Source organism: Actinomycetospora sp. ABD4_176 (assembly GCF_056311855.1).
The window spans coordinates 2,181,770-2,197,604 of sequence record NZ_CM149974.1 but is presented as its reverse complement, the minus strand read 5'-3'; the positions used below and the strand labels follow the sequence as shown (position 1 = coordinate 2,197,604).

Here is a 15,835-nt window from a genome sequence, read left to right as displayed (position 1 = left end):
CGACCGTGCGGCTCCTCACCAGGTGTCCACGACGGGGTGGCGGGGCGGGCGGTCGTCGCCGGCGGTGTCGAGCGAGGCGAGGACCACGTCACGGGTGGCGGCGGGGTCGATGACGTCGTCGACCTCGAACACGCTCGCCACCGACAGGCCCTTGCCGCGCTCGTAGTACTCGCCGACGAGCTCGTCGAAGCGCTGGCGCCGCGCGTCCCCGGTGAGCGCCTCGAGCTCCTGGCGGTAGCCCAGGTGCACCGCGCCCTCGAGGCCCATGCCCCCGAACTCCGACGTCGGCCACGCCGCGGTGATCACCGGGCGGTGCAGGTGCCCGCCGGCCATCGCCATCGCGCCCAGCCCGTAGCCCTTGCGCAGCACGACGCACACGAGCGGGACGCGGGCGTTGGCGCCGGCGACGAACATCCGCGAGAACTTCCGCACGGTCGCCGTGCGCTCGGCGTCGGGGCCGACCATGAACCCCGGGGTGTCGCACAGCGAGACCACCGGCAGCCCGCGCGCGTCGCAGAGCTGCAGGAACCGCGCGGCCTTCTCCGCCGCGGGCGCGTCGATCGCCCCGCCGAGGTGGCGCGGGTCGTTGGCGAGCACCCCGACCGGTCGGCCGCCGATGCGGGCGAGCGCGGTGACGATGCCGACGCCGAACTCCGGGCGCAGCTCCAGCACCGTGTCGGGGTCGGCGAGGGTGTCGAGCACCGGGCGGACGTCGTAGACGCGCAGCCGGTTCTCGGGGACGGCGTGGCGCAGGGCGCGTTGGTCGTGGGGCTCCGGCGCGGCCGTGCGCGCGGTACAGAGCCCCAGGTAGCGCCGCGCGACCTCGACCGCGGCCGCCTCGTCGTCGACGAGCACGTCGAGCACGCCGTTCGGCCCCTGGACGCCCGCCGGCCCGACGTCGCCCGGCGCGACCGACCCGAGCCCGCCGCCGGCGATCATCGCCGGCCCGCCCATGCCCAGGGACAGGTCGCGGGTCCCGACGAGCAGTTCCGCGCACCCGGCCAGCGCGGCGTTGCCGGCGAAGCAGTACCCGGCGACGATCGCGACCGACGGCACCCGCCCCGACAGCCGCGCGAACAGCGCGAACGTCTCGACGTCGAGGCTCGCGACGGCCGTGGTGTCGGTGTCGCCGGGGCGCCCGCCGCCGCCCTCGGCGAACAGCACGACGGGCAGGGCGTGGTCGAGCGCGAGCCGCAGGAGCCGGTCGGTCTTGGCGTGGTTGAGCACCCCCTGGGTGCCGGCGAGCACGGTGTAGTCGTAGGCGAGGACCGCGACGCGGCGGCCGTCGACCGTGCCGGTGCCGGTGACGATGCCGTCGGCCGGGGTGCGCGCGACGAGGTCGTCGAACGCCCGCCGCCGGCGCTGCGCGGCCACCGTCAGCGCGCCGTACTCGACGAGGCTGCCGTCGTCGAGGAGGTCCGCGAGGTTCTCCCGGGCGGTGCGCCGCCCGACGTCGCGGCGCCGGGCGACGGCCTGCGGGCGCGCCTCGTCGGTGGTGCGGCGCCGGCGCTCGAGGGTCTCGGCGAGGTCGGGGCGGACGTGGTCCGGGTCGAGGGCGGCGGCGTCCTCGGCGGCCGCGGCGTCGGCGTCGCCGGGGCGCAGCACCGCGAGCACCGTGCCGGCGGTGACGTCGTCGCCGACCGCGACCCGCACGTCGTCGACCGTGCCGGCCCCCGGCGAGGCGACGACGTGCTCCATCTTCATCGCCTCGAGCACGAGCAGCGTGGCGCCGGCGCCGACGACGGTGCCCGCGGGGCGCTCGACGGCCACGACCACGCCGGCGGTGGGGGCGCGGACCGTCAGCGCGTCCTCGCCATCGGGGACGTCATCGGGGACGCCATCGGGGCCGTCGTCGGGGACGTCCCCGGCGGGCGGCGGGTCGGCGAGCTCCGCGGCGTGGCGGTCGACGAAGCCGGTGTCGAGGGCGCCGGGCTCGTACCGGTCGAGCAGCGCGGTGAGCACGCCGAGGTTGGTGGCGACGCCCGCGACGTCGAAGGCGCGCAGGGCCCGGGTGGCGCGGGCGAGGACCGTCGCGGGCCCGCCGGCGGGGTCGTGGACGACGACCTTGGCCAGCAACGAGTCGTAGCGCGGGCTGACCGTGTACCCGGACCGGCCGTGGGTCTCGACCCGGATGCCGCGCCCCGTGGGCGGCGCGAAGCGCTCCAGCGTGCCGGCCTGCGGGGTGACCGCGCCGTCGGCGCCGAGCGTCTCGGTGCAGACCCGTGCCTGTACCGCCGTGCCCCGGGACGCCGGCACCGGGTCGAGGCCGGCCGCGCGCAGGTCGGCGCCGTCGGCGAGACGCAGCTGGGCGGCGACGAGGTCGATGCCGAGCACCTCCTCGGTGACCGTGTGCTCGACCTGCAGGCGCGGGTTGACCTCGAGGAACGCCGTGGTGGCCTCGTCGGACGTCGCCCCGTCGACGAGGAACTCGACCGTCGCGAGCCCCCGCAGCCCCACCGGCGCGACGATCCGGCGCGCGGCGTCGTGCAGGCGCGCGCGCACGGCGTCGTCGAGGCCCGGCGCCGGGGCGATCTCGACGAGCTTCTGGTGGCGGCGCTGGGCGCTGCAGTCGCGGTCGCCGAGCACCACGACGTCGGTCCCGTCGCCCGCGACCTGCACCTCGACGTGCCGGGCGCGGGGTAGGAGGCGCTCGACGAGGACGGACGGGTCGCCGAAGGCCGCGGCCGCCTCGGAGGAGGCGCGGTCCAGGGCGTCGGCGAGCGCCGCGGGGTCGTCCACCGCCCGCATCCCGCGCCCGCCGCCCCCGGCGACCGCCTTGACCATGACCGCGCCGCCCGGCCCCAGACCCTCGAGGAACGCCCGCGCCCGGTCCGGCGTCGTCGCGTCCAAGACGTCGACGCCCACGGAGCGGGCGTGGTCGCGGGCGCGGGCCTTGTCGCCGCAGAGCTCGAGCACCGCGGGGGAGGGGCCGACGAAGGTGATCCCGGCGTGGGCGCAGGCCCGCGCCAGCGCCGGGTTCTCGGACAGGAACCCGTAGCCGGGGTGCAGGGCGTCCGCCCCGGACCGCCTCGCCGCGGCCACGACGCCCTCGACGTCGAGGTAGGCGGCGGGGCCGGCCCCGGGGAGCTCGACCGCGTCGTCGGCGGCGGCGACGTGACCGGTGGCGCGGTCGTCGGCGGGGGCGACCGCGACGGTGGCGACGCCCAGGTCGGCGGCCGTGGCGAGCACGCGCAGCGCCACCTCGCCCCGGTTGGCGACGAGCAGGCGGATCACGGCACGAGCCCGGGGCGTCCCACGGCCCGCGACCCTACGGCGCCGGCGGACGAGGTCTCAGCAGACGGCGAGCAGGCGGGCCCGGATCGCCGCGCCGCGCTCGGCGAACCCGCGCTGGGCGGCGGCGTACTCGGCCTTGCCCTCCGGGGTCTCGATGCGCACCGGCGCGTAGCCCTGGTCGGCGAGGTCGTAGGGCGAGGCCCGCATGTCGAGCACCCGGATGTCGCGGGCGAGGGTGAAGGCGTCGAGCAGCAGCTCGCCGGGCACGAGCGGGCCGAGCTTGTCCGCCCACTTGTAGAGGTCCATCCCGGCGTGCAGGCACCCGGGCTGCTCGAGCTCGACCTGGCGCTCCCTGGTCGGGGTGACGGCGTTGCGCGGGGCGGCGTCCGCGGTGAAGAAGCGGAAGGCGTCGTAGTGCGAGCACCGGATCCGGTGCGCCTCGACGACCGCGTCGGTACCGGCCGCGCCGAGGCGCAGCGGGACGGGGTGCCGGGTCTGCCCGTCGCGGTAGACCATGGCCCACTCGTGCAGCCCGAAGCAGCCGAGCTGGGCCGGACGCCCGGCCGTGGCGCGCAGGAGGCCGCCGACGAAGGAGATCGTCGCAGCGCGCTCGTCCCGCAGCGTCGCCTCGTCGACACGGACGCCCCGGTCGTCGCGGGTGTAGTGGCGCCAGGTGGCGCGCTCGTCGGCGTCGGCGAGCACCACCCCCGCGCCCGGGTGCCAGCGCCGCAGCCGGGACGGGCGGGTGGGGTAGTAGGTGTAGAGGAAGTCCTCGACGGGGTGCGCCTCGCCGCGCGCCTTGCGCGCCCGGTGCCCGGCGGTCAGCGCGTCCGCCCGCGCCGCGTGCGCGTCGGCCCGCGGCCGCCACTCCCGCGCGTCGAGCACCTCCGTCACGAGCCCATCCTCCCAGTGGCTGTGCCAGCGATGCGGCTTCGCTGGCACTCGACGCCAGGATCGCCACATCCTCGACGCGGCGACACGCCGTCGCGGCTGCGTCGATCCAGACCGCGTCTTGGTCGGGGTGACCGGGGTAACCGCCCGCACCGCCGTCGAAGGAGGTCACCGATGACCGAGCCCACCGATCCCGCCACCACCGTCCCCGACGCCGCACAGCTGCGGGGCGAGTCCGTCGAGGACCAGCCCGACGCCTCCGAGGTCCTGCCGTCGGGCCGGGCCCTCGAGATCGACCACGTGGTCGAGGACGACGACCGGGGCTGATCAGCGAGCCCGCCTGGCGGAGGGCGCCCCTCGCCCGTCTATGCGAGCGAAGGGGCCCTTCGGTCAGCACCAGGGGCCGCAGCACCGCCCACACCCGATCCCGCCCGGCGCGCACCCGCCGGCCGGGTGGATCCTGGTGCGCGTGAGCGAGACCAGCGCACCGACCGACGCCGTGCCCGCGGGCGGGTCCCGGGAGCCGCAGCCCGGCGACCGGGCCACGGGGCTCGGCTCGTGGCCCGGCACCGACCTGCGCGAGGCCGCGCGCACGATCGTCGGCGAGCTCCCGGGCCTGCCCCACGTCCCCGAGCTGCCCGCGCGGGGGGTCGGCGCGGACATGGTCGGGCGGACCGCCGGGCTGCTCGTCGACCTCGCCGTCGAGGTGTGGCCCTCGGGCTACCGGGTGGCGCGCCGCGCCGGCGGCGACCACCGGCGCGCCGTCGAGCTGCTCGCCCGCGACGTCGACGCCCTCGACGAGGCGCTGGGCGAGGCGGGCGTGACCCCGCCCGGCGTGAAGTGCCAGGTCGCGGGCCCGTGGACGCTCGCCGCCGGCGTCGAGCTGCGCTCCGGGCACCGCGTGCTCACCGACCGCGGCGCGCTCGCCGAGTTCGCCGCGAGCCTCGGCGAGGGTCTGCGCACCCACGTCGCCGAGCTCGCCCGGCGCACGCAGGCGCCCGTCGTCGTGCAGATCGACGAGCCGACGCTGCCCGCCGTCCTCGCCGGCTCGCTCCGAACCCCCTCGGGGTACGGGACGGTCGGCGCGGTGCCCGGCGCCGAGGTCCGCACGCTGCTCGAGGGCGCGGTCACCGCGGCCCGGCAGGCGGGCGCCGCGGAGGTCGTCGTCCACTGCTGCCACCCGACCCCGCCGCTGGCCCTCCTCCGCGCGACCGGGCCCGACGCCGTCGCCGTCGACCTGGGTGCGCTCGGCGGCGCCGATGCGCCACGAGAGGTCCTCGACGCCCTGGGCGAGCTTTGGGAGGGCGGCACGGAGCTGTGGCTCGGGATCGTGCCCTCGACCGACCCGCCGGCGGAACCCGAGCTCGCCGACCTCGCCCGCCCCGCCCTCGACCTCGCCGACCGTCTCGGCTTCGACCGCGCCCGCCTCGCCGACCGGGCCGTCGTCACCCCCGCGTGCGGCCTCGCCGGCGCGAGCCCGGGCTGGGCGCGGCGGGCCACGGGCACGACCGTTGAGCTGGCCCGGGCCTTCGCCGACCCGCCGGAGCGCTGGTGATCGGCCCGGTCCGATACTGACCGGCGTGCGGATCGGACTGGTCGGCGGCGGGTTCGCCGCCCTGCGCGGTGCCCTCGAGGCGGCGTTCGACGAGGTCGGATGGGACGGCGTCGAGATCCTCGACCTGCCCGTCGAGGTGCCCGCGGGCGGCCTGGCGCACGTCGACGTCCTGTGCCCGATGGGCAGCACGATCTCCGGCGCGCTCATGGACGCGACGACGCCGCGGATGGTCCAGCAGTTCGGCGTCGGGCTGTCGGGGGTCGACCTCGACGCCGCCGCGACGCGCGGGCTGCCGGTCGACAACGTCTCGGGCGCCGAGTCCGGCAACGCCGTCGCGGTCGCCGAGGTCGCCCTGCTGCTCCTGCTCGCGCTGCTGCGGCGCTACGAGGAGGCGCGGGCGAACGTGGCGAAGGAGCTGGTGGGCGAGCCGTCCGGGCGCACGCTGGCCGGGCGCACGGTCGGCGTGCTGGGCGTCGGCGACATCGGCGCCGAGGTCATCACCCGCCTGCGGGCCTTCGACGCCCGGCCCGTCGGGATCGGCCGCCGCCCGCGCGCCGAGACGCCGCGCGCGGCGGATCTGCTCGACGACGGGCACTACCACCGGACCGACGACCTCGTCGCCGCCCTGACCCGCTGCGACGACCTCGTCGTCGCCTGCCCCCTGACCCCGCGGACCCGCGGGATCGTCGGCGCCGGGGCCCTCGCCGCCCTGCGCCCCGGCGGCCACGTCGTCAACGTCGCCCGCGGCCCCGTCGTCGACCACGACGCCCTGCTCGCCGCCCTGCGCTCCGGGCACCTCGCCGGCGCCGGCCTCGACGTCACCTGGGTCGAGCCGATCGACCCCGACGACCCGCTGCTGGCGCAGAACGTGCTCGTCACCCCGCACGTCGGCGGCGTCACCGAGACCTCGTACGCCGGCATCGCGCGCGGCTTCGTCGCGTCGGTGGAGCGACACCTCGGTCGGGCTGACAGGGGAGCACGCCGATAGGGGTTGGCTGTCGGGGTGCCCGGCTAATCTCGGCGCTGTGACCAGCACGGACCAGACCGACGTGCCCACCGACGTGCCCACCGACGCCGCCCAGCGCCACCGCGAGCTCGCCGAGGTCGTGGCCGACCACCAGTTCCGCTACTACGTGCTCGACGCGCCGATCGTCACCGACGGGGAGTTCGACGAGCTGTTCGGCGAGCTGCAGGGGCTCGAGGAGGCGCACCCGTCGCTGGTCACGCCGGACTCGCCGACGCAGCGGGTCGGGGGCGGGTTCTCCACCGACTTCGTCGCGGTCGACCACCTCGAGCGCATGCTCTCGCTCGACAACGCGTTCACCGGCGAGGAGCTGCGCGAGTGGGTGCTGCGGGTGCAGCGCGAGCTCGACTTCCCCACCGAGGAGCTGCTCTACCTCTGCGAGCTCAAGATCGACGGGCTGGCGGTCAACCTGCTCTACGAGAACGGCCACCTCACGCGGGCCCTCACGCGCGGCGACGGGCGCACCGGCGAGGACATCACGCTGAACATGCGCACGCTCGCCGACGTGCCCACCGAGCTGACGGGCACCGACGAGTTCCCGGTGCCCGAGCTCATGGAGGTCCGCGGCGAGGTCTTCTTCCGGCTCACCGACTTCGAGGAGCTCAACGCCGGGCTGGTCGCCGCGGGCAAGCAGCCGTTCGCGAACCCCCGGAACTCGGCGGCCGGCTCGCTGCGGCAGAAGGACCCGCGGGTCACGGCGACACGGCCGCTGCGGCTCATCTGCCACGGGCTGGGCAAGCGTCGCGGCTTCACGCCCGAGCGCCAGTCGCAGGCCTACGACGCGCTCGCGGCGTGGGGCCTGCCGGTGTCGACGCACACCCGGGTGCTCCACGGCGTCGACGCGGTCATCGAGCACACCCGCTACTGGGGCGAGCACCGCCACGACGCCGAGCACGAGATCGACGGCGTCGTGGTCAAGGTCGACGACGTGGCGCTGCAGCGGCGGCTCGGGTCGACGTCGCGGGCGCCGCGGTGGGCGATCGCCTTCAAGTACCCGCCGGAGCAGGCCACCACGACGCTGCGCAACATCAGCGTCAACGTCGGGCGCACCGGGCGCGTCACGCCGTTCGCGGAGATGGACCCGGTGCTGGTCGCGGGCTCGACGGTGTCGCTCGCGACGCTGCACAACGCGGGCGAGGTCGAGCGCAAGGGCGTGCTCATCGGCGACCGGGTGATCATCCGGAAGGCCGGCGACGTCATCCCCGAGGTGCTCGGCCCCGTGGTGGAGGCGCGCACCGGCGACGAGCGCGCGTTCGTCATGCCCACCCACTGCCCGGAGTGCGGCACCGAGCTGCGCCAGATGCGCGAGGGCGACAAGGACCTGCGCTGCCCCAACGCCCGCTCGTGTCCCGCGCAGCTGCGCGAGCGCCTGTTCCACGTCGCGGGCCGGGGCGCCTTCGACATCGAGGTGCTCGGCTACGAGGCGGCCACCGCGCTGCTCGACGCGGGCGTGGTGCAGGACGAGGGCGACGTCTTCCGGCTCACCGAGGACGACCTCGTCCAGGTCGACCTCTTCCGCACCAAGGCGGGCAACGTCTCGGCGAACGGGCGCAAGCTGCTCGCCAACCTCGAGACCGCGAAGCGCCGCCCGCTGTGGAAGGTGCTGGTCGGGCTGTCGATCCGTCACGTGGGGCCCACCGCGGCCCAGGCGCTCGCGCGCCACTTCCGGTCGATCGACGCCATCGACGCGGCGAGCGAGGAGGAGCTCGCCGCCGTCGACGGCGTCGGGCCGACCATCGCCCACGCCGTGCGGGAGTGGTTCTCGGTCGACTGGCACCGCGAGGTCGTCGAGAAGTGGCGCGCGGCGGGTGTGGCGCTCGCCGAGGAGATCGACGAGTCGACGCCCCGGACGCTCGAGGGCCTGTCGATCGTGATCACGGGCTCGCTGCCGACGTTCTCGCGCGACGAGGCCAAGGAGGCGATCCTCGCCCGCGGCGGGCGCGCGGCGGGGTCGGTGTCGAAGAAGACGGCGTTCCTCGTGGTCGGCGACGAGCCGGGCTCGAAGTACGACAAGGCGGTCGCGGCCGGGGTGCCGATCCTCGACGAGGACGGGTTCCGGGTGCTGCTCGCCGAGGGCCCGGAGGCGGCGGCGGGCGCCGCGGTCGACACGTCGGTCGACGGGAACGGCGACGGGGAGGGCGGCGGGGACGGCGGAGCCTGAGAGGCCCGCGATCCCGGGGCGTGCACGGATGAGAGGCGTAGCGTCCATCTGAGAGTCCCCGCGTGCATCCGCACGTGCATCGGGCACACTCACACCGTCGGGTGACTGCGCGTACGACCGTCCGGGTGGCTCTCGCGATCCGACGGCCCTGGGGCCCGGGACGCCGTCGGCTCGCCGTTGCCCTCGTCGTGCGCAGCGTCGAAGCTGGACCCCCCGGGCACGTGACGGGGTCGGGAGAGGGAGAGGGGAGGACGCCGCGGTGCTGCAGTGCTGCCCCAACGGTGCCCGTCCCGCCGACGTCTACCCGGCGGTGCCGATGAGCCCGCGCCACCTCGCCCGCGACGCCCGCGCGGTGTCCCTGCTCGGCGTCCAGAGCCTGCACGTGCACCCCCGCGACCGCGACGGTCAGGAGAGCCTCGACCCGCGCGTCATCGGCACGGTCGTCGACACCATCCGCCGCGAGGCCCCCGATCTCGAGATCGGCGTCACGACCGCGCGGTGGGTGGAGCCCGACCCCCTCAAGCGCACCGAGATCATCGGCCAGTGGGGGCGCCTGCCGCGGCACGCCCGCCCGGACGTCGCGTCGGTGAACGTGCACGAGCGCGGCTGGCAGCGGGTCTGCGCGGCCCTCGACGCGGTGGACATCGGCGTCGAGCTGGGCGTGTGGACCACCGGCGACGCCGTGCAGCTCAAGCAGGCCGGCCTGCCGCGGGGCACGGTCCGCGTGCTCGCCGAGGTCACGGTCACCGACCCGGACACCGCCGTCGCCGAGGCCGTCCGCATCCTCAAGGCCCTCGGCCCCGTGCCCGCCCCGATCCTCCTGCACGGTGAGGAGGCGGGCGCGTGGCCGGTGCTGGAGTACGCCAAGCGCAACAACCTCGACACCCGGATCGGCTTCGAGGACACGCTCAAGGGCCCCGACGGCACGTGGCTCGCCACCGGCAACGAGGAGCTCGTGCGCTACGCGCTGGGCCATGACGTCGGCGGGCGCTACGAGCGGCGCCGCAGCGGCCCGCGCAGCGGGGGGCTGCGCTCGTCGAGCCTGTGGCCGGGCTCGCGCGCCGAGCACCGCCGCTGACCCCTCTCCGCGCGCGACCGTTCACCCTTCGCCGTTCCCGGTGCACACCGAAGGCGCCGGAATACATCACGTCACCGAATTGTCGTTCAGTTCCGAGAATGGCGCCGGAACGACACTTCCGGAGCAGCGCGCAGATACGGAGAGGCTCGTACCGTCATCCATCCCGGCCACGGCGGAAGGAGCCCACGATGACCCAGGTCATGTCCCGATTCGACGATCTGCGGACGGCCCTCGCGGGCATCGTCGTCACCCCGGACGACCCGGGCTACGACGAGGCCCGGCGGGTGTGGAACGCCGACGTCGACCGACGCCCCGCTGTCGTCGCCTACTGCGCGAGCGTGGACGACGTGGCGAGCGCGGTGCGGTTCGCTCGCCAGGAGTCGCTCGAGGTCTCGGTGCGCAGCGGCGCCCACTCCAGCTCCGGGGCGTGTGTCGGCGACGCGGGCATCGTCATCGACCTGAGCCGCATGAACGCGGTCGAGGTGGACCCGGAGGGCCGCCGCGCAACGGTGGCCGCGGGCGCCCTGCTGCGCGACGTCGATGCGGCGACGCAGATCCATGGGCTGGCGCTGCCGAGCGGGGAGATCGGGCACACCGGGATCGCGGGCATCGCCCTCGGCGGCGGGATGGGATGGCTGACCCGTCAGGGTGGGCTGACACTCGACAACCTCGTCGCGGCACAGATGGTCCTCGCCGACGGCCGGATCGTGCGCGTGGCGACGGACGAGAACCCGGACCTGTTCTGGGCGATCCGTGGCGGCGGCGGCAACTTCGGCATCGTCACGCAGTTCGAGTTCACGCTGATCCCGGTAGGACCGCAGATCGAGCTCGCGATGCTCTTCTACGGCTTGGACCAGGCAGCCGACGCCCTGCGCGTCGCCCGGAGCGTGATCCCGGACCTTCCGCCGGACGTCAGCTTCCAGACCGTCGCGATGCATGCGCCGCCGGAGCCTTTCGTCCCCGAGGAGTTCCACCTCCGGAAGGGGTTCGCACTCGTCGTCGTCGGCCTCGGTGCCGAAGAGAGCCACCGGGACGTGGTCGAGCGCGTGCGGCGGGCCCTTCCGCCGCTGTTCGAGATGGTCACCCCAATGCCGTTCACGGCGCTGCAGCAGATGTTCGATGAGGCGTACGCGTGGGGAGTGCACGCCTACGAGAAGGCGCTCTACCTCGAGACGATCTCGGATGCAGCCATCGAGGTCCTCGTGGAGCGGGCCGCCGTGATGCCCTCACCGATGTCGGTCGTGCACCTCTACACGCTCTCCGGCGCCTACTGCACGCCCGACGAGGCGGGGACCGCGTTCAGCGGCGGCCGGTCTCCCCGACTGGGGGTGTTCATCATCGGGATGACCCCGGACGCGGAGTCGCACCCGGTCGAGCGCGCGTGGGTGCGGGGTTTCTTCGACGCCCTCGCACCGCACGGGATGGGGCGGGGCGCCTACATCAACGGCATGTCAGGCGACGACGCTCACCGCGTCCCGAGCTCCTACGGCGACAAGTACGGCCGTCTCCAGCAGATCAAGGCGCAGTACGACCCGGAGAACGTCTTCCACCGGAACACGAACATCCTCCCGGCGTCCTGACCGGCCTCAGCCGGTGATCGTGGCGACGATCCCGGCCAGGTGGGACAGGCGGGCGAGCTCGGACGGCCGGAAGGCGGGGCCCCCGGGGCGGCCGACGACCACGGCGCGCTCCGGGCGGCCGAGCGGCGCGGCGGCGAGCTCGGTGTCGAGGTCGGTCCAGGCCTCGGGCACCGTGTGGCCGCCCGCGGGGTCGAGCACCGTCGCCTTGTCCAGCGGCAGCCAGGACAGCTCGGCGGCCTCGGTCTCGGGGGCGGCGTCGCTCGCCGCGACCCGGCGCACGCGCGCGCCGTCGCCGGTGCTCTCGGTGACCAGTGCCCACGCCGAGCGGAACAGCCGCGGCACGCCCTCGGCCAGCAGGGAGACGCCCTCCTCGGGGCGCGCGGCGATCGCCTCGACGAGCTCCAGCTCGCGGGTGGTGTCCAGCGCGCCCGCGAACGGCCGCACGGACTCGACGACGACCCCGTTGACCGCCTCCGCGGCCGTGATGAGCACGTCCGGCGGGCGGGAGCTCGGCATGTCGACGACGAGGTCGTCCACCGCCGATCCCGCGCCCCGCTCGACGACGTCGACGGAGAGGATGTCCGCACCCTCGGCGCCGAGTGCGGAGGCGAGTGCCCCGAGTGTGCCCGGACGGTCGGGCAGCACCACGCGCAGCAGGTAGGTCACGACCCTCCTCGACTCCGGGACCGGCGCATCCTCCCAGGCGCACCCCCGCGGGTGCGAGCAGTGATCAGGCCCGACCGCCGGGAAGCCGGTCGCGGCCGGTCCTAGACTGGGTGTTCGCGCTCCCGGGAGTCGACGCGGACCGGAGCCCGACCCCGAACGACGTGCGCACGACCCCGGAGGGACATGTCCGACATCACCCGCGACGACGTCGCCCACCTCGCCCGGCTCGCCCGGCTCGCCGTCTCCGACGCCGAGCTCGACGTGTTCTCGGGGCAGATCGACGCCATCGTCGACACGGTGTCGAAGGTCGGCGAGATCCCCGACGACGTCCCGCCGACCGCGCAGGTGGTGCCGCAGACGAACGTGCTGCGCCCGGACGAGACCGAGCCGTCGCTGCCGCGTGACGTCGCGCTCGCCGGCGCGCCGGCCGCCGAGGAGGGCCGCTTCCGCGTGCCGCGCATCCTGGGGGAGGAGCTGTGAGCGGGGCGAGCGGAGCGACGGGGCGTCCTGCCGAGCTGATCGATCTCGACGCCGCCGAGCTCGCCCGCCGCATCCACGCCCGCGAGGTCTCCTCGGTCGAGGTCACCCGGGCGCACCTCGAGCGCATCGAGGCCGTGGACGGTCCCGCCCAGAGCGGCGTGCACGCCTTCCTGCACGTCGACGCCGAGGGCGCGCTCGCCGCCGCCGAGGCCGCCGACCGCGCCATCGCCGACGGCACGCCCGCCTCGTCGCTGGCCGGGGTGCCGATCGCGCTCAAGGACAACCTCACCACGACGGACATGCCGACCACGTGCGCGTCGCGGATCCTCGAGGGCTGGCGCCCGCCGTACGACGCGACCGTCGTGGCCCGGCTGCGCGCCGCGGGGCTGGTGCCGCTGGGCAAGACCAACCTCGACGAGTTCGCCATGGGCAGCTCGACCGAGAACTCGGCGTTCGGGCCCAGCCGCAACCCGTGGGACCTCACGCGCATCCCCGGCGGCTCGGGCGGCGGGTCGTCGTCGGCGGTCGCCGCCGGCGAGGCGCCGCTCGCGCTCGGCTCGGACACCGGCGGCTCGATCCGCCAGCCCGGCGCGGTCACCGGCACCGTCGGGGTCAAGCCGACCTACGGCACGGTCTCGCGCTACGGGCTCGTCGCGTTCTCGTCGTCGCTGGACCAGATCGGCCCGTGTGCGCGCTCGGTGCTCGACGCCGCGCTGCTGCACGAGGTCATCGGCGGGCAGGACAGGAACGACCAGACCTCGGTGAGCGCGCCGCTGCCGCCCGTCGTCGAGGCCGCGCAGGCGGGCGCCCGCGGCGACCTCGCCGGGGTGCGGGTCGGCGTCGTCACCGAGTTCTCCGGCGAGGGCTACCAGCCCGGCGTGCTCGCGGCGTTCACCGACGCCGTGCGGGTGCTCGGGGAGCTGGGCGCCGAGGTCGTCGAGGTCTCGTGCCCGTCGTTCGCCTACGCGCTGCCCGCGTACTACCTCATCGCCCCCAGCGAGGCGTCGTCCAACCTCGCCCGCTTCGACGCCATGCGCTACGGCCTGCGGGTCGGCGACGACGGCGAGCACGCGAGCGACGAGGTCATGTCGCTGACGCGCGAGGCCGGCTTCGGCGCCGAGGTGAAGCGCCGCATCATGATCGGCACCCACGCGCTGTCGGCCGGCTCGTACGACGCGCTCTACGGCAAGGCCCAGAAGGCGCGCACGCTGATCGTCCGCGACTTCACCGCCGCGTTCGAGACCTGCGACGTGCTCATCTCGCCGACGACGCCGACCACCGCGTTCCCCATCGGCGAGCGCGCGGACGACCCGCTGGCGATGTACCTCGCCGACCTCTGCACGATCCCGTCGAACCTCGCGGGCAACGCGGCGCTGTCGGTGCCGTGCGGGCGCTCGGCGGACGACGGCCTGCCCGTCGGCCTGCAGGTCATGGCCCCGGCGCTCGCCGACGACCGTGCCTACCGGGTGGCCGCCGCCTACGAGGTCGCCCGTGCCTCGTCGTCAGGCGGGAGCGACACCGCCCCCCGCATCCCGGAACTGCGTGCCCTGGAGACGTCGCGATGACGGCTGTGACCACCCCTGGCGTCGAGTCCGCCCCCTACACCGTGGAGGAGGTCTGCGAGCACTTCGACCCCGTCCTGGGTCTCGAGGTGCACGTGGAGCTCAACACCGCGACCAAGATGTTCTGCGGCTGCGCCAACCGCTTCGGCGCCGAGCCGAACACCAACGTCTGCCCGGTGTGCCTCGGCCTGCCCGGCTCGCTGCCGCGGGTCAACGGCACGGCCGTCGAGTCCGCCATCAAGATCGGTCTGGCGCTGAACTGCCGAGTCCGGGAGCGCTCCGGGTTCGCCCGGAAGAACTACTTCTACCCGGACATGCCGAAGAACTTCCAGATCTCCCAGTACGAGGACCCGATCGTCTTCGACGGGTACCTCGACGTGCCGCTCGACGACGGCTCGACGTGGCGGGTGGAGATCGAGCGCGCGCACATGGAGGAGGACACCGGCAAGTCCCTGCACATCGGCGGGGCCACCGGGCGCATCCACGGCGCGGACCACTCGCTGCTCGACTACAACCGCTCCGGCGTCCCGCTCATCGAGATCGTCACCAAGCCGATCACCGGGGCCGGCGTGCGGGCCCCCGAGGTCGCGCGGGCCTACGTGACGGCCCTGCGCGACGTGCTGCGCGGGCTCGGTGTCTCCGACGTCCGCATGGACCAGGGCTCGATGCGCTGCGACGCGAACGTCTCGCTCATGCCCACGGGCACCTCGACGTTCGGCACCCGCACCGAGACGAAGAACGTCAACTCGCTGCGGTCGGTGGAGCGTGCCGTGCGCTACGAGATGGGCCGCCACGCCGGCGTGCTGCTCTCGGGCGGGTCGATCCGCCAGGAGACGCGGCACTTCGACGAGCAGTCCGGCACGACGTCGCCCGGCCGCCCGAAGGAGACGTTCGCCGACTACCGGTTCTTCCCCGAGCCCGACCTCCCGCCGCTCGAGCCGTCGCGCGACTGGGTGGAGACGCTGCGCGCGGCCCTGCCCGAGCGCCCGTGGGAGCGCCGCGCCCGCATCCAGACCGAGTGGGGCCTGTCCGACGAGGAGCTGCGTGACCTCGTCAACGCCGACGCGCTCGACCTCGTCGCCGACACCGTCGACGCCGGCGCGCCGCCGGAGTCCGCCCGCTCGTGGTGGGTGTCCTACCTCGCGCAGCAGGCGAACGCCGCCGGCGTGACGCTACCCGAGCTCGCGATCACGCCCGCGCAGGTCGCGCGGGTGGTGGCGCTCGTCGCCGAGGGCACGCTGACCAACAAGCTGGCGCGCCAGGTCGTCGACGGGGTGCTGGCCGGCGAGGGCGAGCCCGACGACGTGGTGGCCGGGCGGGGTCTCGCCGTCGTCAGCGACGAGAGCGCGCTGACCACCGCGGTCGACGAGGCGCTCGCCGCGCAGCCCGACATCGCCGAGAAGATCCGCGCGGGCAAGACGAAGGCCGCGGGCGCCATCGTCGGGGCCGTGATGAAGGCCACCCGCGGGCAGGCCGATGCGGCTCGCGTGCAGGAGCTGGTGCTCGAGCGCTGTCGCTGAGGTGACCCGCCCCGGATCTCGATCATGTTTTCCGTGATCTACCCGTAACCCGGACGAGTTCCCTCCGTTGGGGGATTCAGGGAG

At 75.1% G+C, this 15,835-nt stretch carries 12 protein-coding genes; 9 read left to right on the top strand and 3 right to left on the bottom strand.

Features of this window, described 5'->3' with window-relative positions:
- Positions 1–15: 15 nt before the first annotated feature.
- Entirely contained in the window at positions 16–3,234 is a 3,219-nt protein-coding gene (locus ACYX4T_RS10720) for an acetyl-CoA carboxylase family protein (RefSeq protein WP_476014502.1), read from the bottom strand.
- A gap of 57 nt (positions 3,235–3,291) precedes the next feature.
- Positions 3,292–4,128, bottom strand: coding sequence for a 3-methyladenine DNA glycosylase (locus tag ACYX4T_RS10715; RefSeq protein ID WP_476014501.1), 837 nt, complete (start codon positions 4,126–4,128; stop codon positions 3,292–3,294).
- A gap of 171 nt (positions 4,129–4,299) precedes the next feature.
- On the opposite strand from ACYX4T_RS10715, the gene ACYX4T_RS10710 reads away from it, so the two are divergent.
- The 6 genes from ACYX4T_RS10710 to ACYX4T_RS10685 all read left to right on the top strand — a co-directional run bounded on the left by ACYX4T_RS10710 (position 4,300) and on the right by ACYX4T_RS10685 (position 11,523).
- Entirely contained in the window at positions 4,300–4,452 is a 153-nt protein-coding gene (locus tag ACYX4T_RS10710) for a hypothetical protein (RefSeq protein ID WP_476014500.1), read from the top strand.
- 142 nt (positions 4,453–4,594) lie between these two features.
- On the top strand, positions 4,595–5,680 hold the full coding sequence (locus ACYX4T_RS10705) for a methionine synthase (RefSeq protein WP_476014499.1): 1,086 nt from the start codon (positions 4,595–4,597) through the stop codon (positions 5,678–5,680).
- A 25-nt stretch (positions 5,681–5,705) separates the two neighbouring features.
- On the top strand, positions 5,706–6,668 hold the full coding sequence (locus tag ACYX4T_RS10700; protein WP_476014498.1) for an NAD(P)-dependent oxidoreductase: 963 nt from the start codon (positions 5,706–5,708) through the stop codon (positions 6,666–6,668).
- A 37-nt stretch (positions 6,669–6,705) separates the two neighbouring features.
- The gene (gene ligA, locus ACYX4T_RS10695) at positions 6,706–8,865 is read left to right on the top strand and encodes an NAD-dependent DNA ligase LigA (protein WP_476014497.1); all 2,160 of its coding nucleotides are present in this window, start codon (positions 6,706–6,708) and stop codon (positions 8,863–8,865) included.
- A 259-nt stretch (positions 8,866–9,124) separates the two neighbouring features.
- Entirely contained in the window at positions 9,125–9,943 is an 819-nt protein-coding gene (locus tag ACYX4T_RS10690) for a 3-keto-5-aminohexanoate cleavage protein (RefSeq protein WP_476014496.1), read from the top strand.
- A gap of 200 nt (positions 9,944–10,143) precedes the next feature.
- Entirely contained in the window at positions 10,144–11,523 is a 1,380-nt protein-coding gene (locus tag ACYX4T_RS10685; RefSeq protein WP_476014495.1) for an FAD-binding oxidoreductase, read from the top strand.
- 6 nt (positions 11,524–11,529) lie between these two features.
- On the opposite strand, the gene ACYX4T_RS10680 is transcribed toward ACYX4T_RS10685, so the two are convergent.
- Complete coding sequence (locus ACYX4T_RS10680) at positions 11,530–12,189, bottom strand: ACT domain-containing protein (RefSeq protein WP_476014494.1); 660 nt, start codon at positions 12,187–12,189, stop codon at positions 11,530–11,532.
- A 183-nt stretch (positions 12,190–12,372) separates the two neighbouring features.
- On the opposite strand from ACYX4T_RS10680, the gene gatC reads away from it, so the two are divergent.
- Genes gatC through gatB form a run of 3 tightly spaced genes read left to right on the top strand, consistent with a single transcriptional unit; the run spans position 12,373 to position 15,751 of the window.
- Complete coding sequence (gene gatC / locus ACYX4T_RS10675; RefSeq protein WP_274232120.1) at positions 12,373–12,669, top strand: Asp-tRNA(Asn)/Glu-tRNA(Gln) amidotransferase subunit GatC; 297 nt, start codon at positions 12,373–12,375, stop codon at positions 12,667–12,669.
- Positions 12,666–14,234, top strand: coding sequence for an Asp-tRNA(Asn)/Glu-tRNA(Gln) amidotransferase subunit GatA (gene gatA, locus ACYX4T_RS10670; protein WP_476014493.1), 1,569 nt, complete (start codon positions 12,666–12,668; stop codon positions 14,232–14,234). Before gatC ends, gatA begins: the two co-directional genes overlap by 4 nt.
- On the top strand, positions 14,231–15,751 hold the full coding sequence (gatB, locus tag ACYX4T_RS10665) for an Asp-tRNA(Asn)/Glu-tRNA(Gln) amidotransferase subunit GatB (protein ID WP_476014492.1): 1,521 nt from the start codon (positions 14,231–14,233) through the stop codon (positions 15,749–15,751). The genes gatA and gatB overlap by 4 nt, the downstream gene beginning before the upstream one ends.
- Positions 15,752–15,835 lie beyond the last annotated feature (84 nt).

Bases quoted from the DNA above. Each gene is read 5' to 3' on its own strand.
- ACYX4T_RS10710 (WP_476014500.1), top strand. From the start codon at position 4,300: ATGACCGAGCCCACCGATCCCGCCACCACCGTCCCCGACGCCGCACAG.
- ACYX4T_RS10685 (WP_476014495.1), top strand. From the start codon at position 10,144: ATGTCCCGATTCGACGATCTGCGGACGGCCCTCGCGGGCATCGTCGTC.
- gatC (WP_274232120.1), top strand. From the start codon at position 12,373: ATGTCCGACATCACCCGCGACGACGTCGCCCACCTCGCCCGGCTCGCC.
- gatB (WP_476014492.1), top strand. From the start codon at position 14,231: ATGACGGCTGTGACCACCCCTGGCGTCGAGTCCGCCCCCTACACCGTG.